15 protein-coding genes and 1 pseudogene are annotated in these 17,120 nt (G+C 58.3%); 9 read left to right on the top strand and 7 right to left on the bottom strand.

The window, feature by feature from the left end:
- Positions 1 to 469: 469 nt before the first annotated feature.
- Together ACVWXE_RS05530 and ACVWXE_RS05525 are read left to right on the top strand one after the other, a co-directional pair.
- Positions 470 to 1,333 (top strand): hypothetical protein, encoded by an 864-nt coding sequence (locus tag ACVWXE_RS05530; RefSeq protein WP_457489779.1) that lies wholly within the window; start codon positions 470 to 472, stop codon positions 1,331 to 1,333.
- Between the two features lie 75 nt (positions 1,334 to 1,408).
- Positions 1,409 to 2,995 carry an ArnT family glycosyltransferase gene (locus ACVWXE_RS05525; RefSeq protein ID WP_457489778.1) on the top strand — a complete coding sequence of 529 codons (1,587 nt, stop codon included), beginning with the start codon at positions 1,409 to 1,411 and terminating at the stop codon, positions 2,993 to 2,995.
- Between the two features lie 24 nt (positions 2,996 to 3,019).
- Here ACVWXE_RS05525 and ACVWXE_RS05520 read toward each other — a convergent pair whose 3' ends face one another.
- The 5 genes from ACVWXE_RS05520 to ACVWXE_RS05500 form a co-directional block, all read right to left on the bottom strand.
- Positions 3,020 to 4,384 (bottom strand): gluconeogenesis factor YvcK family protein, encoded by a 1,365-nt coding sequence (locus ACVWXE_RS05520; protein ID WP_011432626.1) that lies wholly within the window; start codon positions 4,382 to 4,384, stop codon positions 3,020 to 3,022.
- A complete protein-coding gene (gene rapZ, locus ACVWXE_RS05515) occupies positions 4,377 to 5,360 on the bottom strand; it encodes an RNase adapter RapZ (RefSeq protein WP_414349764.1) in 984 nt (327 codons plus the stop codon). The genes ACVWXE_RS05520 and rapZ overlap by 8 nt, the downstream gene beginning before the upstream one ends.
- Before the next feature lie 110 nt (positions 5,361 to 5,470).
- On the bottom strand, positions 5,471 to 6,175 hold the full coding sequence (nth, locus tag ACVWXE_RS05510) for an endonuclease III (protein WP_457489777.1): 705 nt from the start codon (positions 6,173 to 6,175) through the stop codon (positions 5,471 to 5,473).
- 6 nt (positions 6,176 to 6,181) lie between these two features.
- Positions 6,182 to 7,279, bottom strand: coding sequence for an RIP metalloprotease RseP (gene rseP / locus ACVWXE_RS05505; RefSeq protein ID WP_457489776.1), 1,098 nt, complete (start codon positions 7,277 to 7,279; stop codon positions 6,182 to 6,184).
- Between the two features lie 124 nt (positions 7,280 to 7,403).
- Positions 7,404 to 7,646: a NifU family protein gene (locus ACVWXE_RS05500; protein WP_011432622.1), complete on the bottom strand. Its 243-nt coding sequence runs from the start codon at positions 7,644 to 7,646 to the stop codon at positions 7,404 to 7,406.
- Positions 7,647 to 8,160: 514 nt separating this feature from the next.
- Here ACVWXE_RS05500 and ACVWXE_RS05495 point away from each other — a divergent pair.
- The 5 genes from ACVWXE_RS05495 (at position 8,161) to sppA (ending at position 13,668) form a co-directional block, all read left to right on the top strand.
- Positions 8,161 to 9,294: a PIN/TRAM domain-containing protein gene (locus ACVWXE_RS05495; RefSeq protein WP_414406649.1), complete on the top strand. Its 1,134-nt coding sequence runs from the start codon at positions 8,161 to 8,163 to the stop codon at positions 9,292 to 9,294.
- A 44-nt stretch (positions 9,295 to 9,338) separates the two neighbouring features.
- Positions 9,339 to 11,084 (top strand): sensor histidine kinase, encoded by a 1,746-nt coding sequence (locus tag ACVWXE_RS05490; protein WP_457489775.1) that lies wholly within the window; start codon positions 9,339 to 9,341, stop codon positions 11,082 to 11,084.
- A gap of 44 nt (positions 11,085 to 11,128) precedes the next feature.
- The gene (gene rsmA, locus ACVWXE_RS05485; protein ID WP_457489774.1) at positions 11,129 to 11,977 is read left to right on the top strand and encodes a 16S rRNA (adenine(1518)-N(6)/adenine(1519)-N(6))-dimethyltransferase RsmA; all 849 of its coding nucleotides are present in this window, start codon (positions 11,129 to 11,131) and stop codon (positions 11,975 to 11,977) included.
- 105 nt (positions 11,978 to 12,082) lie between these two features.
- Positions 12,083 to 12,787, top strand: a complete 705-nt coding sequence (gene fabG / locus ACVWXE_RS05480; protein WP_457489773.1) for a 3-oxoacyl-ACP reductase FabG — start codon at positions 12,083 to 12,085, stop codon at positions 12,785 to 12,787.
- Between the two features lie 74 nt (positions 12,788 to 12,861).
- Entirely contained in the window at positions 12,862 to 13,668 is an 807-nt protein-coding gene (gene sppA, locus ACVWXE_RS05475) for a signal peptide peptidase SppA (protein ID WP_414330880.1), read from the top strand.
- Positions 13,669 to 13,757: 89 nt separating this feature from the next.
- Here sppA and coaBC read toward each other — a convergent pair whose 3' ends face one another.
- Positions 13,758 to 14,996 carry a bifunctional phosphopantothenoylcysteine decarboxylase/phosphopantothenate--cysteine ligase CoaBC gene (gene coaBC, locus ACVWXE_RS05470; protein ID WP_457489807.1) on the bottom strand — a complete coding sequence of 413 codons (1,239 nt, stop codon included), beginning with the start codon at positions 14,994 to 14,996 and terminating at the stop codon, positions 13,758 to 13,760.
- Positions 14,997 to 15,324: 328 nt separating this feature from the next.
- Between coaBC and ACVWXE_RS05465 the strand changes: the two genes are divergently transcribed.
- Both ACVWXE_RS05465 and ACVWXE_RS05460 read left to right on the top strand, forming a co-directional pair.
- Positions 15,325 to 15,693, top strand: a complete 369-nt coding sequence (locus ACVWXE_RS05465; RefSeq protein WP_011432615.1) for an AbrB family transcriptional regulator — start codon at positions 15,325 to 15,327, stop codon at positions 15,691 to 15,693.
- Positions 15,694 to 15,949: 256 nt separating this feature from the next.
- Complete coding sequence (locus ACVWXE_RS05460; protein WP_414406645.1) at positions 15,950 to 16,735, top strand: Ig-like domain-containing protein; 786 nt, start codon at positions 15,950 to 15,952, stop codon at positions 16,733 to 16,735.
- A gap of 34 nt (positions 16,736 to 16,769) precedes the next feature.
- Here the strand turns inward: ACVWXE_RS05460 and ACVWXE_RS05455 are convergent.
- Positions 16,770 to 17,030 (bottom strand): annotated as a pseudogene (locus tag ACVWXE_RS05455) (RNA-guided endonuclease InsQ/TnpB family protein); the annotation flags it as partial.
- Between the last annotated feature and the right edge of the window lie 90 nt (positions 17,031 to 17,120).

Raw genomic sequence — 17,120 nt, 5'->3', positions numbered from 1 at the left:
CCGCTAGTTTGGCGCTCATCCCACTGTTATGCCACCCCACAGCTTCTGGGAAAGACCTTGGGATCCCGAAAAGCAGCCAGGACATTTTAGAGGTATTGGAGATAACATAATACCTCAGAACATGAATTAGGTGCGGGCAAGTCCTCAGACTTTTCGCACTTGGATCCACAGTTTTAAATCACATTCAAAAGAAACTGGGAAGACATGAAAAACCCAACTCACTTGCGTACATTCAACAGCTCAAACCTTTAACTTGCTTGATTTAAAACCTCTTCCCGGCGCCTCGTGCAGTCAGCCACTCAATTTCCGCTCCTGGTTGGAGAGAGGGGAAGTTGAATACAGCACAGCGAAAACCGGAGGACTTACTGCTTTTCATAATTTTTTAAACGCTTCGTATTCTCGGAAACAGACGACCGGCAGACTAGCAAGCCATAATCTAAACAAATCCAGCTTTCTCGGAGTTAAGTCTATGAAATGCGTGGAGGAGAGCCACAACAAGCGCGTATACCAAGAGAAAAAAGTTTCGTGTTTGGGCCCTTTTCTTACCTTCATGTTCCTCCCGTTCTTGGCTTTAGAGTGGTTTTCCCTGGGCGATCGCCACTTCACCTGCTTTCGAGTTGACCAGTCTGCGGTTAACTGCGAAGTGTTTTTCCAGCCGTTGCTGCCTTTGCCAAGTACGACTAAACTCTACAAGGACGTGAGAGGGGCTGGAACCAAAACCGGAATCACAAGAGTCAAAAGAAACCCAGCTAAAGGAACAGGAACAACCCACTACAAATACTACTATGTCACGCTGAAAACTCCTGCAGGGGAACAGGTAGCCTGGTCAGCTTCCAGTGAGAGGGAGGCTCAGGAACTGGCAAGGCGCATTCAGTCTTTTGTGAACGGCACAGAGAGTCAGCTCTTAGTAGATAGCAGTAAGCCCTCAGTGGATATTATAATCTTTTCCCTCCTCTTCCTTTCGCCAGGGATTTTTACACTGATATCGGCTTTGTGGTCCTACCGCCTAACCTTTGACCGCTCCTTGTACCAAATCCAGGAGGAGTACCTCACTCCTTTTGGATCGCGAGGGCAGAAAACTTATTCCTTCCGAGATGTGCAGCAGGTCACGGTTCGGGCCAGGACAGATTCTGATGGCGATACTAGCTTTTCGGTAGAGGTGACATTGCAATCCCAGAAGCCTTTGCTATCCATCTTCAGTAGCAGTGAATCAGAGGCGCGGGCAGAGGCCGAGAAGCTAGGTCAACTTTTGGGGCGTCCGGTCATTTTTTTGCGGGAAACAAAGTCATCGGGAAAGTCATCGGGCATTTTTTTTCGGAAAACAAAGTCATAGTGCTAGAGGGACGTAGCCCCGAGAGGTATTCAAGGTAAGTTAGATCTGTCCATCTGCCCATAGGGATCCCCTCCATTGCCTAGAGCGGTTTGGCTAATCCTGGGGTTGGGCTTGTTCATGCGGGGCCTGGTGGCTGCCCTTTTGCCGCCGGGCTTTGACGAAGCCTACTACTACCTCTACACCCGCCATCTGGATTGGAGCTATTTTGACCATCCGCCGCTGGTGGCCTGGACAACGGGCTTGGGGCCTGCCTTGACCGGCCAGGTGTCGGCTTTTTCTATTCGACTGGGATCCCTGCTGCTGTATTGTGGCTCTTCCCTATTCCTCTACTACACCGGAGCGCGCCTTTTCTCTGTTCGGGCGGGACTGATCAGCTTGGCGGCCATCAGCATCGCACCCATCCTTTGGATTGGGTTTGGGGTGCTGACCCTGCCGGATAGTCCGCTGGTCTTTTTTACGGCAGCAACCTTGTGGGTGGCCGCTCAGGAGTTTTTCCCGGTGCCTTTGGGGCAGGGGAAATTGGCTGTCTATGGGGCGGCTCGCTATCGGCCAGGGCCTAGGCTAGCGCTCATAGGTCTCTTGGTGGGGCTGGCCTGCTTGGGGAAGTACCACGGCTTGGCTTTGGGGTTCGGCCTGGTACTCTTTTGTCTGCTCAGCCCAGTTCATCGCTGTGCCTTGAGGTCGGGCTGGACGGTGCTGGCGGTGCTGGGTTTTGTGCTGGCCTTCAGCCCGGTGCTGATCTGGAACGCCCAGCAGGATTGGGTCTCCTTTCGCTTTCAGGCGGGGCGGGCGGTGCCGGAGGCAGGGTATCAACTGCAAGCGCTGGGGCTGACGATCCTTTCTGAAATCTTTTACCTGTTCCCCAGCTTGGGGATCCCTTTGGGGTGGGCGAGTTTGGCAGGGACGGGTCGGGTGGCCCTGCAGATTCTCCGCGGGATGCGGCTGACGGATGAAGAGCTCAAGCACCTTTTGATCCTGGCCTGTGGATTACCGCTGGTGTTGGCCTTTACCTTGATGGGAGGCTACCGGCCCATCTTGCCCACCTGGCCCATGCCGGGGTTTTGGGTGCTGACGCTGCTGCTGGGATCCTTCTGGGAACGGTGGCCGGGAGCGAAGCGAACCTTAGTGGGGACGGCGGTGATGGTCAGCTTGGTGGTGGGGGTGGGGCTGGCCCATGTGCGCTATGGCCTGCTGCAGGCTCCTGGCGGGCTGGGCCTGTGGCCCGTGGAGCAGGATCCCTCTACTCAGCTCATTGAAATTGAGCAGTTGCGGCAGCGCTTTCGGACGGATCCCCGCCTGGCTCAGGCCCTTGAGGAGGCAGAGTTCGTTTTTACCAATGCCTATTTTTTGGGCGGTCAGATCGCCATGGCCCTGGCCCCGCTGACGGACAAGCCTCTGACCTGCCTGGATGCAGATTTGCGGGGCTTTGCCTTTTGGTCGCAGCCGCAGGATTGGCTGGGGCAGGATGGGCTGCTCATCACTTCCAAGTTGTTCCAGCCGAGGGCAGGGATCCCAGCCACCTATGGCGACTACTTTGCCCAAATCGAGCCTGTGGCCGAGGTTCCCCTGGTGCGGGCAGGGGCGGTGGCACAAACCTTTCAGGTGTACCTGGCTCGACAGATGGGCAAACCCTATCCCCGTCCCTATTCCCGCCTGCAATAGCAGCGGAGAATAGCCTGGGCCAACCTAGAGGGGGCGATGTCTGTCGAACCAGCGCATCAGCATTGCCGCCAAGCGTTCGGGGTTGTGGCGCACCAAGCCGGTCTCTGGATCCTCTTGCATGACGTTAGCCAAAACGGCACGGCAGCCCAGGTAAGCCAGTTTGTCGGGATCCAGCACCACAAACTCAGAACCGCTGCGGCGGTAATGCTCCAAAGCGCGCGGGGAGGGTGGCTCCCGCTGCACCAGCACGCCGTCAAATAGGCGCACTCCTGCCACCCGATCCAGAGCCATGACGTGATCCCCAACGGTATAGCCGTCGGTTTCCCCCGGCTCGGTCATGATGTTGCAGACGTAGATGTGGGGGGCCATATTTTTGGCCAGAGCTTCCACAATTTCCGGTACCAACAGGTTAGGGATGATGCTGGTGTAGAGGCTACCCGGCCCCAGCACCACAAACTCTGCCGCCTCAATAGCCTCGATGACTTCCGGTAGGGCGGGAGGGTTGGGGGGGTCACAGCCGATTCGGCAAATGCGTCCTCCGGCTTTGGCAATGTTGGACTCTCCCACCACGCGGCGGCCATCGCTCAGCTCCGCCCAGAGGGTAACATCCGCCAGGGTGGCCGGCAGCACCCGCCCCTGAATGGCCAAGACTTGTGAGGTGGCAGTGATGGCCCGAATCAAGTCGCCGCCGGTTACCGCGGTGAGGGCAGTGATGAACAGGTTGCCGAAGCTGTGGCCGCTCAACCCTTCCCCCGACTGGAAGCGATATTGAAACAGCTCGGTGAGCAGCTTTTCCTCGTTGGCCAGAGCAGTCAGACAGTTGCGGATATCGCCGGGGGGCAAAACGCCGATCTCCCGCCGCAGACGCCCTGAGGATCCCCCGTCATCGGCCACCGTGACAATGGCCGTGATGTTGGAGCTGTAGCGCTTCAGACCCCGCAGCAGGTTGGAGAGGCCGGTGCCGCCCCCCAGTACCACAATGCGGGGACCACGGCTGAGACGCCGCCGCGACAACAGCTTATCCACCAGCGCTTCATCTCCCTCGGGGATCAGCACATCCTCGATGGAGCGCATGGCGCTGCGAAACCCCAGCACCACCATCACCAGCCCGATCCCAGTCACCAGGGGGCCACTGATGTTGTTCGGGATCCAAGTGGTGATCAGGCGCAGGGTGATGTCGATCAGCCGCTTCAGGCGAAAGATGGGGGTCAACTCCGTCCAGATGGCAATGCCCAGCACCATCAGCAGCACGCCCCCAACCGCCAGGCTCAGCCAGCGTTTAACGGCTAAACCGGGAAAGAGCCATTTCCAGCCACTTCCCGGCCAAGCAGCCTTGCGGCGGCGAATGCCCCAAGCGGCGGACTTGTTGCTGGGCACAGGCTTAGGCATGGGAAGGTGCAGGAACGCCGGCCAAAGGGATCCTAACCTGTTGCTGGGCAACGCCGGCTTCGCCGGGCGCCGGGCCAAAGCGGGCTTCCAGCTCCCGCTGAGAGTCGAGCAGATGGCGATGCTGAACCTGAACATTCAGGTCGGGAAGAACGTGGTTGCCGGCAGGGACAGTCCAAGGCTGCAAATCCTGGGCCAGGCGCTCCACCAGGGCCACCGAGCGGTGCTGACCGCCGGTACAGCCGATAGCCAAAGTCAGGTGGGGGCGACGCTCTGCGCGGTAGTGGGGCCAAAACGCTTTGATCAGGGACAAGATGTGCTGGTAGGTGGATTGTGTGATGGGATCCGCAAACAAGAACTCCTGCAGCAGGGGATCCTGCCCAGTGAGGCGACGCAGATGGGGCTGAAAGAAGGGGTTGGGCAAAAAGCGCACATCAAATAGCAAGTTGGCATCGGGGGGAACGCCGTACTTGAAACCGAAGCTGACCAACCTTAGGTTGAGGGGCTGGGGGATCCCTTGCACCAAAGCTTGCAATTGCTGCCGCAGTTGCTGGGCATTGAGGTCGGAGGTATCCAACCAGTGGGTGCAGCGTTCCCGCACCGGGGCCAGAGCCAGCCGCTCTTGCTCAATGGCCTCCAACAAACCGGCAGCTTCCCCGTAGGGATGGGGACGGCGGTGGGCGCTGAGACGGTTGAGCAACACTGGGGAGCGGGCCTCCAAGAATAGGAAAGGGATCCCTTGCGATTGCACCCAAGCAGCCAGGGTGGGAACTTGATCCCGGTACTCCTGGGCGTGGAGATTCAAGCTGATGGCCAAAGCAGCGTGATGGGTCCGCATCGCCTCAACCAAGGGGATCACCTGGGCAGGCGGGATCCCTTCTAGGCTGGTGTACCCCAGTTGTTCCAACTGCTGGATGGCCAAAGTTTTCCCGGATCCCGTCAGGCCGGCAATGACCAGAACGGGGGGCGCGACTGACATGGGTTTATCCTGCATGGAGCTTATTCTAGGGCGAGGGGCGGCCAAAACAAGTGCTGCAAGGGAGGGATCCCTGCCGGCTCAGCCATACAGGGCGCCCAGAAACCATCCTCTCAGGTTGGCGAGGCTTTGGTAGCTTTTTTATCCATTTTCTCATCCGGTGCCGCCGGTCTCAGGAGGGGAGCGCTGGGGCAGAGATCCACCAAAAAACATTGCTGGCACAGAGGCTTGCGGGCAGTGCAGACGGCCCGCCCGTGGTCGATCAGACGGATAGACCAGTTCTCCCAATCCGCCTGCGGCAACAACTGCATCAGATCCTTTTCGACGCGCACGGGATCCTCGTGCTCAGTGAGGCCGAGGCGGCGGCTGAGGCGCTTGACATGGGTATCGACGGTAACCCCGGCATGGATGCCAAAAGCATGAGCCAACACCACATTGGCCGTCTTGCGGGCTACGCCGGGTAGGGTGAGCAGCTCCGGCATGGTGCGGGGCACTTGGCCACCGAAATGGCTCAAGATCTTGCGGCAGGCTTCCTGAATGTGCTTGGCCTTGTTGCGATAGAAGCCGGTGGAATGGATGAGAGCCTCGATCTCCTCTCGCGGCGCTGTCGCCAGGGCCTGGGCATCCGGGAAGCGACGAAACAGCTCCGGCGTCACCTGATTCACCCGCTCATCCGTACACTGAGCCGAGAGGATGGTTGCCACCAAGAGCTGCAGCGGCGTCTGGTAGTGGAGGGCACAGGTGGAGTTGGGGTAGTGGCGCTTCAGCCGGAGCAGGATCTCCAAAGCTCGCTGGCGCAGGGCCCGTTTGCTGGCCATCTTCCCCTAGCCCGACCCGGTGACAATGGCGAGGGTGTCTTTGAAGATCAGCACCACCCCCAATCCCAGTAACAACACCAAGCCCGTCTGCATCACCCGCTCCTCCAGATGCTTGGGCAGCCGTTTGCCGCGAATCGCCTCCAGGATCAAAAAGGCAATGTGTCCCCCGTCCAAGGCGGGCAGGGGCAACAGGTTGAGAAAGGCCAGGTTAATGCTAATCAAAGCGGTGAAATTAAACAGGCTGGCGGCGTCATCGCGGGCCAGATCCGCCCCAATCTTGACGATCCCCACCGGGCCGGAGACCTGAGCAGCCGTGCTTTGGAAATTCTGAACCAACTGCTGCAGTCCGTTCAGATTGAGCATCACCACCCGCTGGTAGGCATTTCCCGCCTCCGTGAGGATCTCGGCCACGCTCTGGGCGGGGCGCAAGGTCACCTCTTGATTGGGGGCCAAGGTCACTCCAATGGCCACCGTCTCTCCCCGCATCTCTGGGATCACCGTCAATTGCAGGGGATCCCCTTCCCCACGCTGCACCTCCAGGGGAATGGGCCGGTTCTCGCTGCTGCGGATCAGCACCTGAAAATCGTTCAGAGCTGCCAAGGCCGCCGTCTCGTCGGCAATCCCCCTGTAATCGCGATCGGCTGCCTGCAACACCACATCCCCTGCCTCCAGGCCGGCCCGCTCCGCCGGGCTATCGGGCATCACCTGAGGGATGAGAATGCCGGGATGGATGCGCGTTACCGAGGGGATCCCCACCGAGGCGAACATCAACACCAGCACCAGATAGGCGAAGAGCAGGTTGGCCATCACCCCCGCACTCATCACCACCAGGCGATCCAACACGGGGCGGTTTTTCAGCAGATCCGGGTCGTCGGGCGGGTAGGGGGAATGTTCATCCTCGTCAGGAAAGCCCACGTAGCCCCCCAGCGGCAGGGCGCGAATGGCGTACTCTGTCTCCTTGCCCTGGTATCGCCACAACACCGGCCCAAACCCCAGCGAGAAGCGGTTGACGTGGATCCCTTGGAGTTTGGCTGCCGCAAAATGGCCTGCCTCATGCACCAGGATCAGCAGGGCGAGAATGGCGATGGAGAGGAGAACAGACATGCGCTAGCTCTGAAAAGGCACAGAAGTGGGGAGCAGAGAGCCACCCGAGGCTATTTATCAAGGCACATAGTCCAACACATGATAAAGAACCCTAAAGGAATCTCACAAAAACCTACAGGGCCCCTCAGAATACCTGCTCCACCTCCAAAATATCGGGAATGCTCTCCCGCAACTTGCGCTCAATGCCCATCTTTAGAGTCATGGTCGAGCTGGGGCAGGCTCCACAGGCCCCCTGCAAGCGCAGCTTGACCACCGGGCCATCGATTTCCACCAATTCCACATTGCCCCCATCGGCCATCAAGTAAGGACGCAGCTCGTTCAGGACTTTCTCGACGTTCTCGGTATTGAGTTCCAGTGCTTGTGCCATGGTTGCTTTTAGCCTCGTTGAGATTTGGATTGTAGCGGTTTCTGATACATTCACGCTGAACTCTCCTGAACATGGTTCAGGAAAGAAGCGATCGCATCCTGCCTATCTCTGTTCGCGTCAGCGGGACGGAGTCCAAACAGGAAGGCGGTATCCCGCAAAGCCCTGAGGAATACCCCCCGAGCGCTTTCCCCCTTCACTTCCCGGCAACCGTTGCGGTGGACTCAAGGATCAGGGGGAAACTTGGTCTACTATATCCCTCTCAATGACTTTTGCCAAACCGCCTAAAGCTCAGTAAATTCAGCAAAGTTCAGGGTTTTGGGGGTTAGAGGCATGCTCCACAGATCCCTCAAGCTGGCAAGGGATCGCTATGATTTCAGCATAGTCTGAATCCTTCTGGGGGAGGGCTGGCTTGGTTGTCCGGATCCCTCCAACACCAGACGACTAGAATGAGTAGGAAGCAGATTTGCCTATTCCCAGCAGCATCACCCACTCAGCAGGGCCGTCTTTATTTCTTATGCTAGACGCTTTACTGATCGCGATCTTCATGTTGGCCGGGGCTGGTCTCGGGTTTTACGGCCTGGATTTGCTCCCTCCTGCCGCCATTCAGGGGGCCAATGTGGAAGGAGCCCGTGTCGTCACCAGCGGCTTTGGCGTGCTGGCAGGACTGGCTTTGGGATCCCTGGTGCGCTGGAGCTACCGTCGCTTCGAGGCCAATGTGCGCTCCTTGCCGCCGGACGTGTTGATCAGCCGCTCGGTGGGGTTGGTGATCGGCTTGGTGATCGCCAATCTGGCCATGGCTCCTGTGTACTTGCTGCCCCTGCCCCCCCAACTCAACAGGTTCCTCGAGCCGCTGGCTTCGGTCTTTTTCAGCTTGGCCTTTGCTTACCTGGGGGTCAGCCTGGCCGATACCCACGGCCCCTCGCTGCTGCGGCTGTTTAACCCCAACTATGCTTTACAAGCAGCCCTCTGGGCGGAGGGCAATGTGGTGGCTGCCAGCGCCAAGGTTTTGGACACCAGCTCCATCATCGATGGCCGAGTGGCTCAGTTAATCGAGACAGGTTTTTTGGAAGGAACCCTGGTGGTTCCTCGCTTTGTGCTGACGGAATTGCAGACCATTGCCGACAAAGCCGATGCCCAAAAACGAGAGCGGGGCCGCAAAGGCTTGGATACCCTGCAGTCTTTGCGAGAGGCCTACCCCGATCGTTTCGTTATTCACGAAGCCAACTATCCAGATCTGACCACTGTCGATGAAAAGCTGGTGCGCCTCACCCAAACCGTGGGGGGAACGCTGCTTACCACCGATTACAACCTGAAGAAGGTGGCGGCTCTGCAGGGGGTCAAGGTGCTGAATGTGAATGAGTTGGCCGAGGCGCTGCGGCCCATCTATGTTGCCGGCGACAGCTTTGATATCAAGATCACCCGCGAAGGAAAAGAGCCAGGTCAAGGGGTGGGCTACTTGGAAGACGGCACCATGGTGGTGGTGGAAGAAGGGCAGCGCTCTGTGGGCAAAACCCGCTCTGTGGTTGTGACCAGCGCCATTCAAACCTCAGCAGGCCGCATGATCTTCGCCCGCCTCAACAAGGACTCTGCCCCACTAACCCGCCCGGCCTCTGATCCGGCCAGCCCGGCTTCCTCTGGAAAAACCTAAGTTTTGGCCTACGTTCCCCTAGCGCAATGATGGCTTCATCCCAAATGGGCGCCCTCCGACCCACTCCGATGTTCTACACGCAGGATCGCCAGAGGCGCTTCTGGAGTTTTTACTGGGAAGATGCCGAGAAATATGGCATCCACCCTCAGCACATCGTGAGCGGACAGCAAATCTGGGAGGTGGCCAACGCTGGAGAGTACGAAGCCAAGCTCAACCAGGTCTTTGCAAGCGGGGATCCCCTCTCCTACGAATGTCAGGTGCTCTCGCCCCGCTACAAGTTGCATCTGCATCTTTCTCTCAACCCTGTACGGGACATGGAAGGGGAGGTGGTGGCGGTTGCGGCAGTGGGCAAGTTGCTGGGGGCTACGCCTTTTGCGTTGGCCGGAGGAACCAGCAGCCCCAACAGCCAGCCCCATGCTCTCCCGGCCGATCCGGTACAGGGGATCACGACGCAGTTGGTGCGCAACATCCGGCATTCCCTGGATATCCGGCAACTGTGCCAGCAGACCGTGGAGCAGTTGGGGCAACTGTTTGAGGTAGATCGCTGCCTGATGGCCCTCTACGAGGTGGGGCAAGACTCCCTCACGGTCAATGCCGAGTACCGCCGCCATCCTGGGGATCCCTCCCTGCTCCACCAGACCCTGAAGCTGGCAGATTACCCCCATTTGTTGCAGGCCCTCAGACAGGAAGAACCGGTGGAGGCGGGGCGACATCTGGCCATTGCCATGTCTTACCAGGGCTACGCCAACAGCCTGCTCTGGCTGGAAATGCTGGATCCGAATAGGGTTCCTGTTTGGCAGCCAAGCCACATTCAGGTACTCCAGAGCATTGCCACCTACCTGGGCGCGGCCATTGCCCACGCCATTTTGCTGGATCAAAGTCGCCAACTGGCAACCCGCTTGCAGTTAGCCAACCAAACTCTGCGTCAGAAAAATAAGGAGCTGGAGCAGGCCCGTGCCCAAGCGGAATCGGCCAACCAACTGAAAAGCCAATTCCTGGCCAACACCTCCCACGAGCTGCGCACCCCCCTAAACGGGATCATCGGCTTTATCAAGCTGGTGCTGGACGGGATGGCCGAAAACCGCGAAGAGGAGCTGGACTTCTTGCAGGAGGCCTATCGCTCTGCCCTGCACCTGTTGGCCCTAATCAACGATGTGCTGGATATTGCCAAGATCGAGGCGGGCAAAATGCAGTTGGAGTTCCAGCCCTGCGACCTGCGAGCTTTGTTTAAGGATGTGGAGGCCAAGACCAGCTTGCAGGCCAGCCAGAAGGACCTACAACTGAGCTTCCACCTGCCCAACACCTCGGATCAGATTTTGCTCTTGGGCGATTACCAACGCCTGTTGCAGGTGATGCTCAATTTGGTGGGGAATGCCATCAAGTTTACCCCCAAAGGCTCGGTAACCGTGCGGGCGGATATCCTGCCCGGCAATCCGGGGTTGGCCCGCATCCGCGTCATCGACACCGGGATCGGGGTATCGCTGGAAAAGCAGCAAAAACTGTTTCAGGCCTTCACACAGGTGGATGGTTCCACCACCCGCCAATATGGGGGGACGGGCTTGGGCCTGGCCATCAGCCAACGCCTGGTGGAGGCGATGGGAGGGGAAATCAATTTCTACAGCCTGGGCGAAGGGCTGGGATCCACCGTCACCTTTACGGTGCCCCTCTACCGCAAGCCGCTCCTGAGCGGGGATCCGAACCCAGAGGCGCTCCCTGCTCAACCCGCCCGAGATAGACCTGAGGATGCGGATCCCACCTTGATTTCTGTTCCCAACTCAGTCCAGCGATGACCCACCCGGCCATTTCTCCTTCAACCGCTCTGGGTACCTCTCGGTTGCCCTATCCTCGTAAGCGGTTTGGTCAGCATTGGCTCAAGGATCCCGCTGTTCACGAGGCGATTTTGCGGGCTGCCCAGTTGAATGATCTGGAGGGAGACGCGGATCCCACTTGGGTGCTGGAGATCGGCCCCGGCACCGGCCAACTGACGCGGCGATTGCTGGCCCAGGGTGTCCAGGTGGTGGCGGTGGAGATCGACCGGGATCTGTGCCGGCTGTTGCAAAAACGGTTCGCCGGCCAACCCCGTTTTCACCTGCTGGAGGGAGATTTTCTCCGCCTGCCGCTGCCTCCTCAACCCCGCCTGCTGGTGGCCAATATCCCCTACAACTTGACCGGCCCCATTTTGGAAAAGGTGCTCGGATCCCCGGCCCAGCCGGTTCGGCAGTTCGAGCGCATTGTCCTTCTGGTGCAAAAAGAGCTGGCCGAGCGCTTGCAGGCCGGCCCCGGCAGCAAAGCCTATGGTGCTCTGAGCCTGCGGACGCAGTATTTGGCCGATTGCGAGCTGATCTGCAGGGTGCCCCCCACCGCTTTCAAGCCCGCCCCCAAGGTGGAATCTGCTGTGATTCGCCTCACCCCCCGCCCCGCCCCCACCCCCGTCCGGGATCCCTGCTGGTTTAACCACCTCCTTCGACAGGGGTTCTCCACCCGCCGCAAGAAGCTCGTCAATGCCCTGGGAAGCTTGGTGGAGCGAGAGGTGGTCGCAGCAGCTTTGGCTCAGCTCCGCCTCAACCCCGATGCCCGCGCCGAAGAGCTGGATCTGCCCCACTGGCTGGCCTTGAGCGATCTGTTGCTGGAGAAAGCGCCCAAAAGGGCTGTTGTTCCTCAAGAGGGGCAGGAACCGGGGTAGGGTGAGAGAGGGAAGCTCAGTTGGACGAACCCAAACATCCTCTGGGGTTTTTGAAGTCCCTTCCCGATCTTGTTCTGGATCCCCTTCGCCAATGCAGGTGCATCCATGCAAAGCAACCAAGGCAAGCAAATCCTCTTGACCGGTGGCACAGGCGGGCTGGGTTTGGGGGTGGTTCCCGTGGTGCTGGCCAGCGGAGCAGAGCTGACCTTGACCTATCGACAAGAGAAAGATCTCACCATTTTGCGGGAGCGACTGCCGGCCAATGCTCTGGATCGGGTTCGCTTTGTGCAAGTGGATTTAACAGATGAGGCAGCGGTTGCCCGCGTCATTGCCGACCTACCCCGCGTGGATGGGCTGATCCACCTGGTGGGGGGCTTTGCCATGGGCCCCACCCACGAGTACAGCTTGGCGGACTGGTATCGCGACTTCGACCTCAACCTCACCACCACATTCCTGACCTGCAAGCACAGCCTGCGCAGAATGTGGCAACAGGGCTATGGGAGGATTGTAACGGTGGGATCCCGCGGAGCGGTGGAGCCGGGCCCGCAATTGGCCGCCTACTGCGCTTCCAAAGCGGGGGTGGTGGCCCTGACCCGTACCATTGCCGCCGAAACCCAAGGCACCGACATCACGGCCAACGTCATCCTGCCCAGCATCATCGACACGCCGGCCAACCGAGCTGCCATGGGATCCGAGCGAGCCAAGCTGTGGGTAAAGCCAGAGTCCATCGGGCAGGTGATTGCCTTTTTGGTCTCAGAAGCAGCGCGGGATCTGCGGGGGGTGGTGCTCCCGGTGTATGGCAACATCTAGGCAACTGGTTGACCGGGCCACAAGCCGCCATTCATGATACAGAATATGCACTTATCTCTATCCAGTTCTTTTCCATGCTGAAGCGGTTATTCTTGGGTGGCTTGCGCCGGCAAATCGGCCGCATTGAGGTGGCAGGGGCTATTGATGGCAAAACTCGCGAGCGGGTTCTCAAGGCCCTGAAAGAGGCGGAAGAAAACCATATCCCTGCCGTGGTGCTGCGCATCGACAGTCCAGGTGGGACGGTGGCCGACTCCCAAGAAATCTACAATGCCCTCTTGCGTTTGCGAGAGAAAAAGGGCACCCGTATTGTCGCCAGCTTTGGCAACATTGCCGCCTCTGGGGGGGTTTATATTGCCATGGGAGCCGAAAAAATTGTCGCCAACCCAGGAACGATCACCGGTAGCATTGGCGTGATCATTCGAGGCAATAATATCGAACGCCTCCTGGATAAGGTGGGGATTTCATTTAAGGTGATTAAGTCTGGCCCCTACAAAGATATTCTCTCGTTTGATCGCGAGCTAACCCCGGAAGAGCGAAACATCCTGCAAGAGTTGATCGACATCACCTACGGCCAGTTTGTGCAGACGGTTGCTGCTGCCCGCAAGTTGAGTTTGAATGTGGTCAAAACTTTTGCCGATGGCCGCATTTTCAGCGGAGAGCAGGCCCTCCACTTGGGTGTGGTGGATCGCTTGGGCACAGAAGAAGATGCCCGCCTTTGGGCGGCAGAGCTGGCGGGTTTGCCGACGGATGCGAAGTTCTACGACCTGCTCCCGCGGCGCAGAGGTTGGTCTCGATTTCTGCCGGCAGCAGAAGCCTTGGCCCGTCTGCAGTTTGAAGCGAGCACCTCGGGCTTGCCCCTGTGGCTTTACACAGGTTCTTGAGGCAGTTCGCGAACAGCTATTCCGGGAAGTTTAGCGTTCTGTACCGCACAGCCCCCACCCCCGGCCCCTCTTCCAGAGGGAGAGGGAGTTTAACTAAAGTAGCCCAACTCCAATTGCCGGGCCAGATCCAGCAGCCGGTGGGCCAGGGTTGGCTTGGTTGCCAATGGGATCCGCTCTGGACTTCCCTGCTGGGGGATCCAATAGCCTTGGTTGTGGCTGCTGCCAAAGCCGCTATCCGGTTGGTCGATGGGGTTGGCCACAATAGCATCCAGGCCCTTCTGGCGGAGCTTCTCTCTGGCCGGTGGCAAGGGATCCCCACTTTGGGCGGCAAAGCCGATGAGGCGTTGGCCAGGGCGTTTGTGGCGGGCCAGAGCTGCCAGCAGGTCAGGGATCGGCTCCAACGGCAACATCTGGGGTAGATCGGCTTTGGGCAGCTTCCCCGCGTAAACCTGAGAGGGGCGCACATCCCCCACAGCAGCAGCCATCCACAAGAGATCCGCCTGGGGAAATTCCGCCTGCAAAGCCGCCTCCAGTTGGGCTGCCGTCTCCACTCGAATGGCCCGAATGCCAAAGGGTTCCGGCTCAAAAGGGATCCCCAACGGCCCATGAACCAGAGTCACCGTCGCTCCTCGGCAGGCCGCCGCCACCGCCAATGCCACTCCCATCCGACCACTGGCCGGGTTGCCGATAAAACGCACCGCGTCGATGGGCTCCCGTGTACCCCCCGCCGTCACCAACACCCGCTTGCCCTGCCAATCTTTTTTCCCCCCTGTCCAGAGCAAAGCCCGCACATACTCCTGCAGCGCCTCCGGCTCCAACATGCGCCCTTCCCCCACCGCATCACAGGCCAAGCGGCCACTGGCCGTCGGCAAGGCCCAAAAACGGGGATCCTGCTGCAGCCGCTGCCAATTCTCGGCCACCTTCTCCGCCTTCCACATCTGCGTATTCATAGCCGGTGCCACCGCCACCGGACACCGGGAAGCCAAAACCACATTGGTGAGCAAGTTATCCGCCAGCCCATGAGCCAACTTGCCCAAGGTGTTGGCCGACAAGGGTGCAATGAGGAGAGCCTCCGCCGATTCCCCCAACTCGATGTGCAGCGGTCGTCCTCGTGTTGCTTGCCAAAAGGCGGCATCCGTAAAAGCCGGTTGGCGAGACAAGGTGGCAAAAGCCAAAGGAGAAATAAAATGTTCCGCAGCTTTTGTCAAAACCACCTTGAGCTCTGCTCCCTGCTGCACCAGAGCAGACACCAAAGCTGCCGTTTTGTAAGCAGCAATCCCCCCGCTCACCCCAATGAGGAGACGCCGCCCTGACCAAAAGGGATCCATATCGAGTGACACGCAAACAGCCTTGTTTCCAGTTTCGCTGGTTTTGCTCAATTCCGGCGGCGAAGCGGGGATCCCTCGCCCAAAGATACTTTTGACCCTGTCGAGAATAGGGCCTGAGGATCTGTCATTACCCAATTTCAGCCAAAGTCTCCCCCATAGGTTCTGGCCTTTAGAGGGAATTCCCCACTGCTGTTTTGCGCAACCACCCCTCAGATCCCATTGCGGTCGCTGACTTATTCCCTGTAATAAGAAGGAATTGGATCAAACTCTGTTGCAATCCCTGTTTGTTTCTGGCTACACTAACAGTTGTCCCTAAAACCATCTCGATATGGCTACAACCAGTAAACCAAAACCACTCACTGGCCAAGAGCTCCTCGACAAGGTAACTTCAATGGGAAATGCGGATCGCAAGGAAAAAGCTCGCGCCTGTGGTTATGTCACCTACACCAAGAATGGTCAGGAGCGAGTGAATCTGATGCAGTTTAACAACGCCCTGTTGAAGGCCGTTGGCGTGGATCTCGGCGCTAGTGACGAAAATGGATCCCGTGGCCGCGCTCCTACCTTCCGGGTTTCGGTTCATAAGAATGGCAACCTCCTGATTGGAGCTGCCTACACCAAGAAGATGGGCCTCAAGCCCGGAGATGAGTTTGAGATCAAGCTGGGCCACCACAACATCAAGCTGGAGCGGGTCAACTGATTTGCTGCCTCCCTGGATGCTTTTCCCTGCTGGTGAGTTCATCTCAGCTTGGGTAAAGCCTTTGGTATTCCTTTCGGCCTCTAGGGGCTTGGGAGCAGCGACCTCTTCCCTTCGCTCCGGTGCTCATTGTCTTTCTACTTTTCAGAACAAGGGATCCTCATGATCCGCTGGGGATCCCTGGCAGTTTGTACCTCATCAATGGCTGAAGTGTGGGTAAGTTCGCTATTCTGACAACAGTTAAATTGGGTCTGCGGCAATGAACACTCCGACCGTGCCAAATGTCTTTCGCCATTGGCGGCGGTGGCGAACTTGGGCGGGGCTGTTGTTGTTGGCAGCAGCGTTCTTTGTCATCGAGTCTCATCGGCAAGTTTGGCCTCAGTCGAATGCTTCTCAAAGTCAGGCATTTTTGGAGTGGGTGTCTTCCCAGCCTACCCCCGAACAGCAGGATGTTTTTGTGGATGGAGTCATTCGGCTGCAATTCAATCGGCCACTGGATCCCAATCTACAACGTCTGGCGGTTCAGTTGGATCCGCCGGCAGCGGTTATTTTTGATGTGCAGGGAGACGAGTTGTTGCTTAAGCCTCGGGATCCCTTGCGCTTTAGCACCCGTTACACCCTCACGCTTTCTCCCCAAGAGGGGCTGCCCCTCGAGCAGGCCATTCAGCTGAGTTTTCGCACCGAACCGCAATTTACCTACGAACGGGATGTCAAACCGCTGCTAGAAGCCAGTTGTGTGGGTTGCCATCAGCCGGCAGGACGGCAGCGCACCCAGTTGCTGGACAGTTATGAGGCCACGATGGCCTATGTCAGGCCCGGGGATCCCAATAGCGAGTTGATCAATCCCCGGTGGACGAGCCGCCACGCCTACATCCTCAACGCCATTAACCGCTCCGAAAGACTTAAACAACATTGGACAAAAGTGGACTTTCGACCAGCGTTGATGCTTTCTTCCTGCTTCTACGACCCTTGCCTAGCTGGGCTTGCAACCCAACCCCGGCAGCGGGATCTCCACAGGCGTGACTTCCCCCCAAGCTGGGGGTAGTTGAGGGTAGATACACCTCAAAATACCACCCCACCAAGTTAATCGCTGCGTTGAGATCCCGGTCTTTCTCTAAACCGCAACTCTCACAACGAAACACCCGCTGGTGCAGCGGCATCTGCTGTTTATGCTGGCAACAAGAACACAGCTGGCTGGACGGATAAAACCTATCCGCCACTACCACCTGACAGCTGTAGAGCCTAGCTTTATACTCTAGCTGTCGCCTGAACTCATAGAAACTACACTCGGCTAGACTACTAGCTAACTTGTGGTTCTTGAGCATCCCCGAGACGTTCAGCTAGAAATCGCAGGAGCCCCGCACTGTACCCGTAGGGTCAGTGCCGGGAGGAATGCGAGGTTACAATAGAACCATGACCCAAGTCCTGAC

Source organism: Thermostichus sp. MS-CIW-41 (assembly GCF_054058915.1).
Note: the sequence above shows the minus strand (reverse complement) of the source record. Positions and strands in the feature narration are given on the sequence as shown.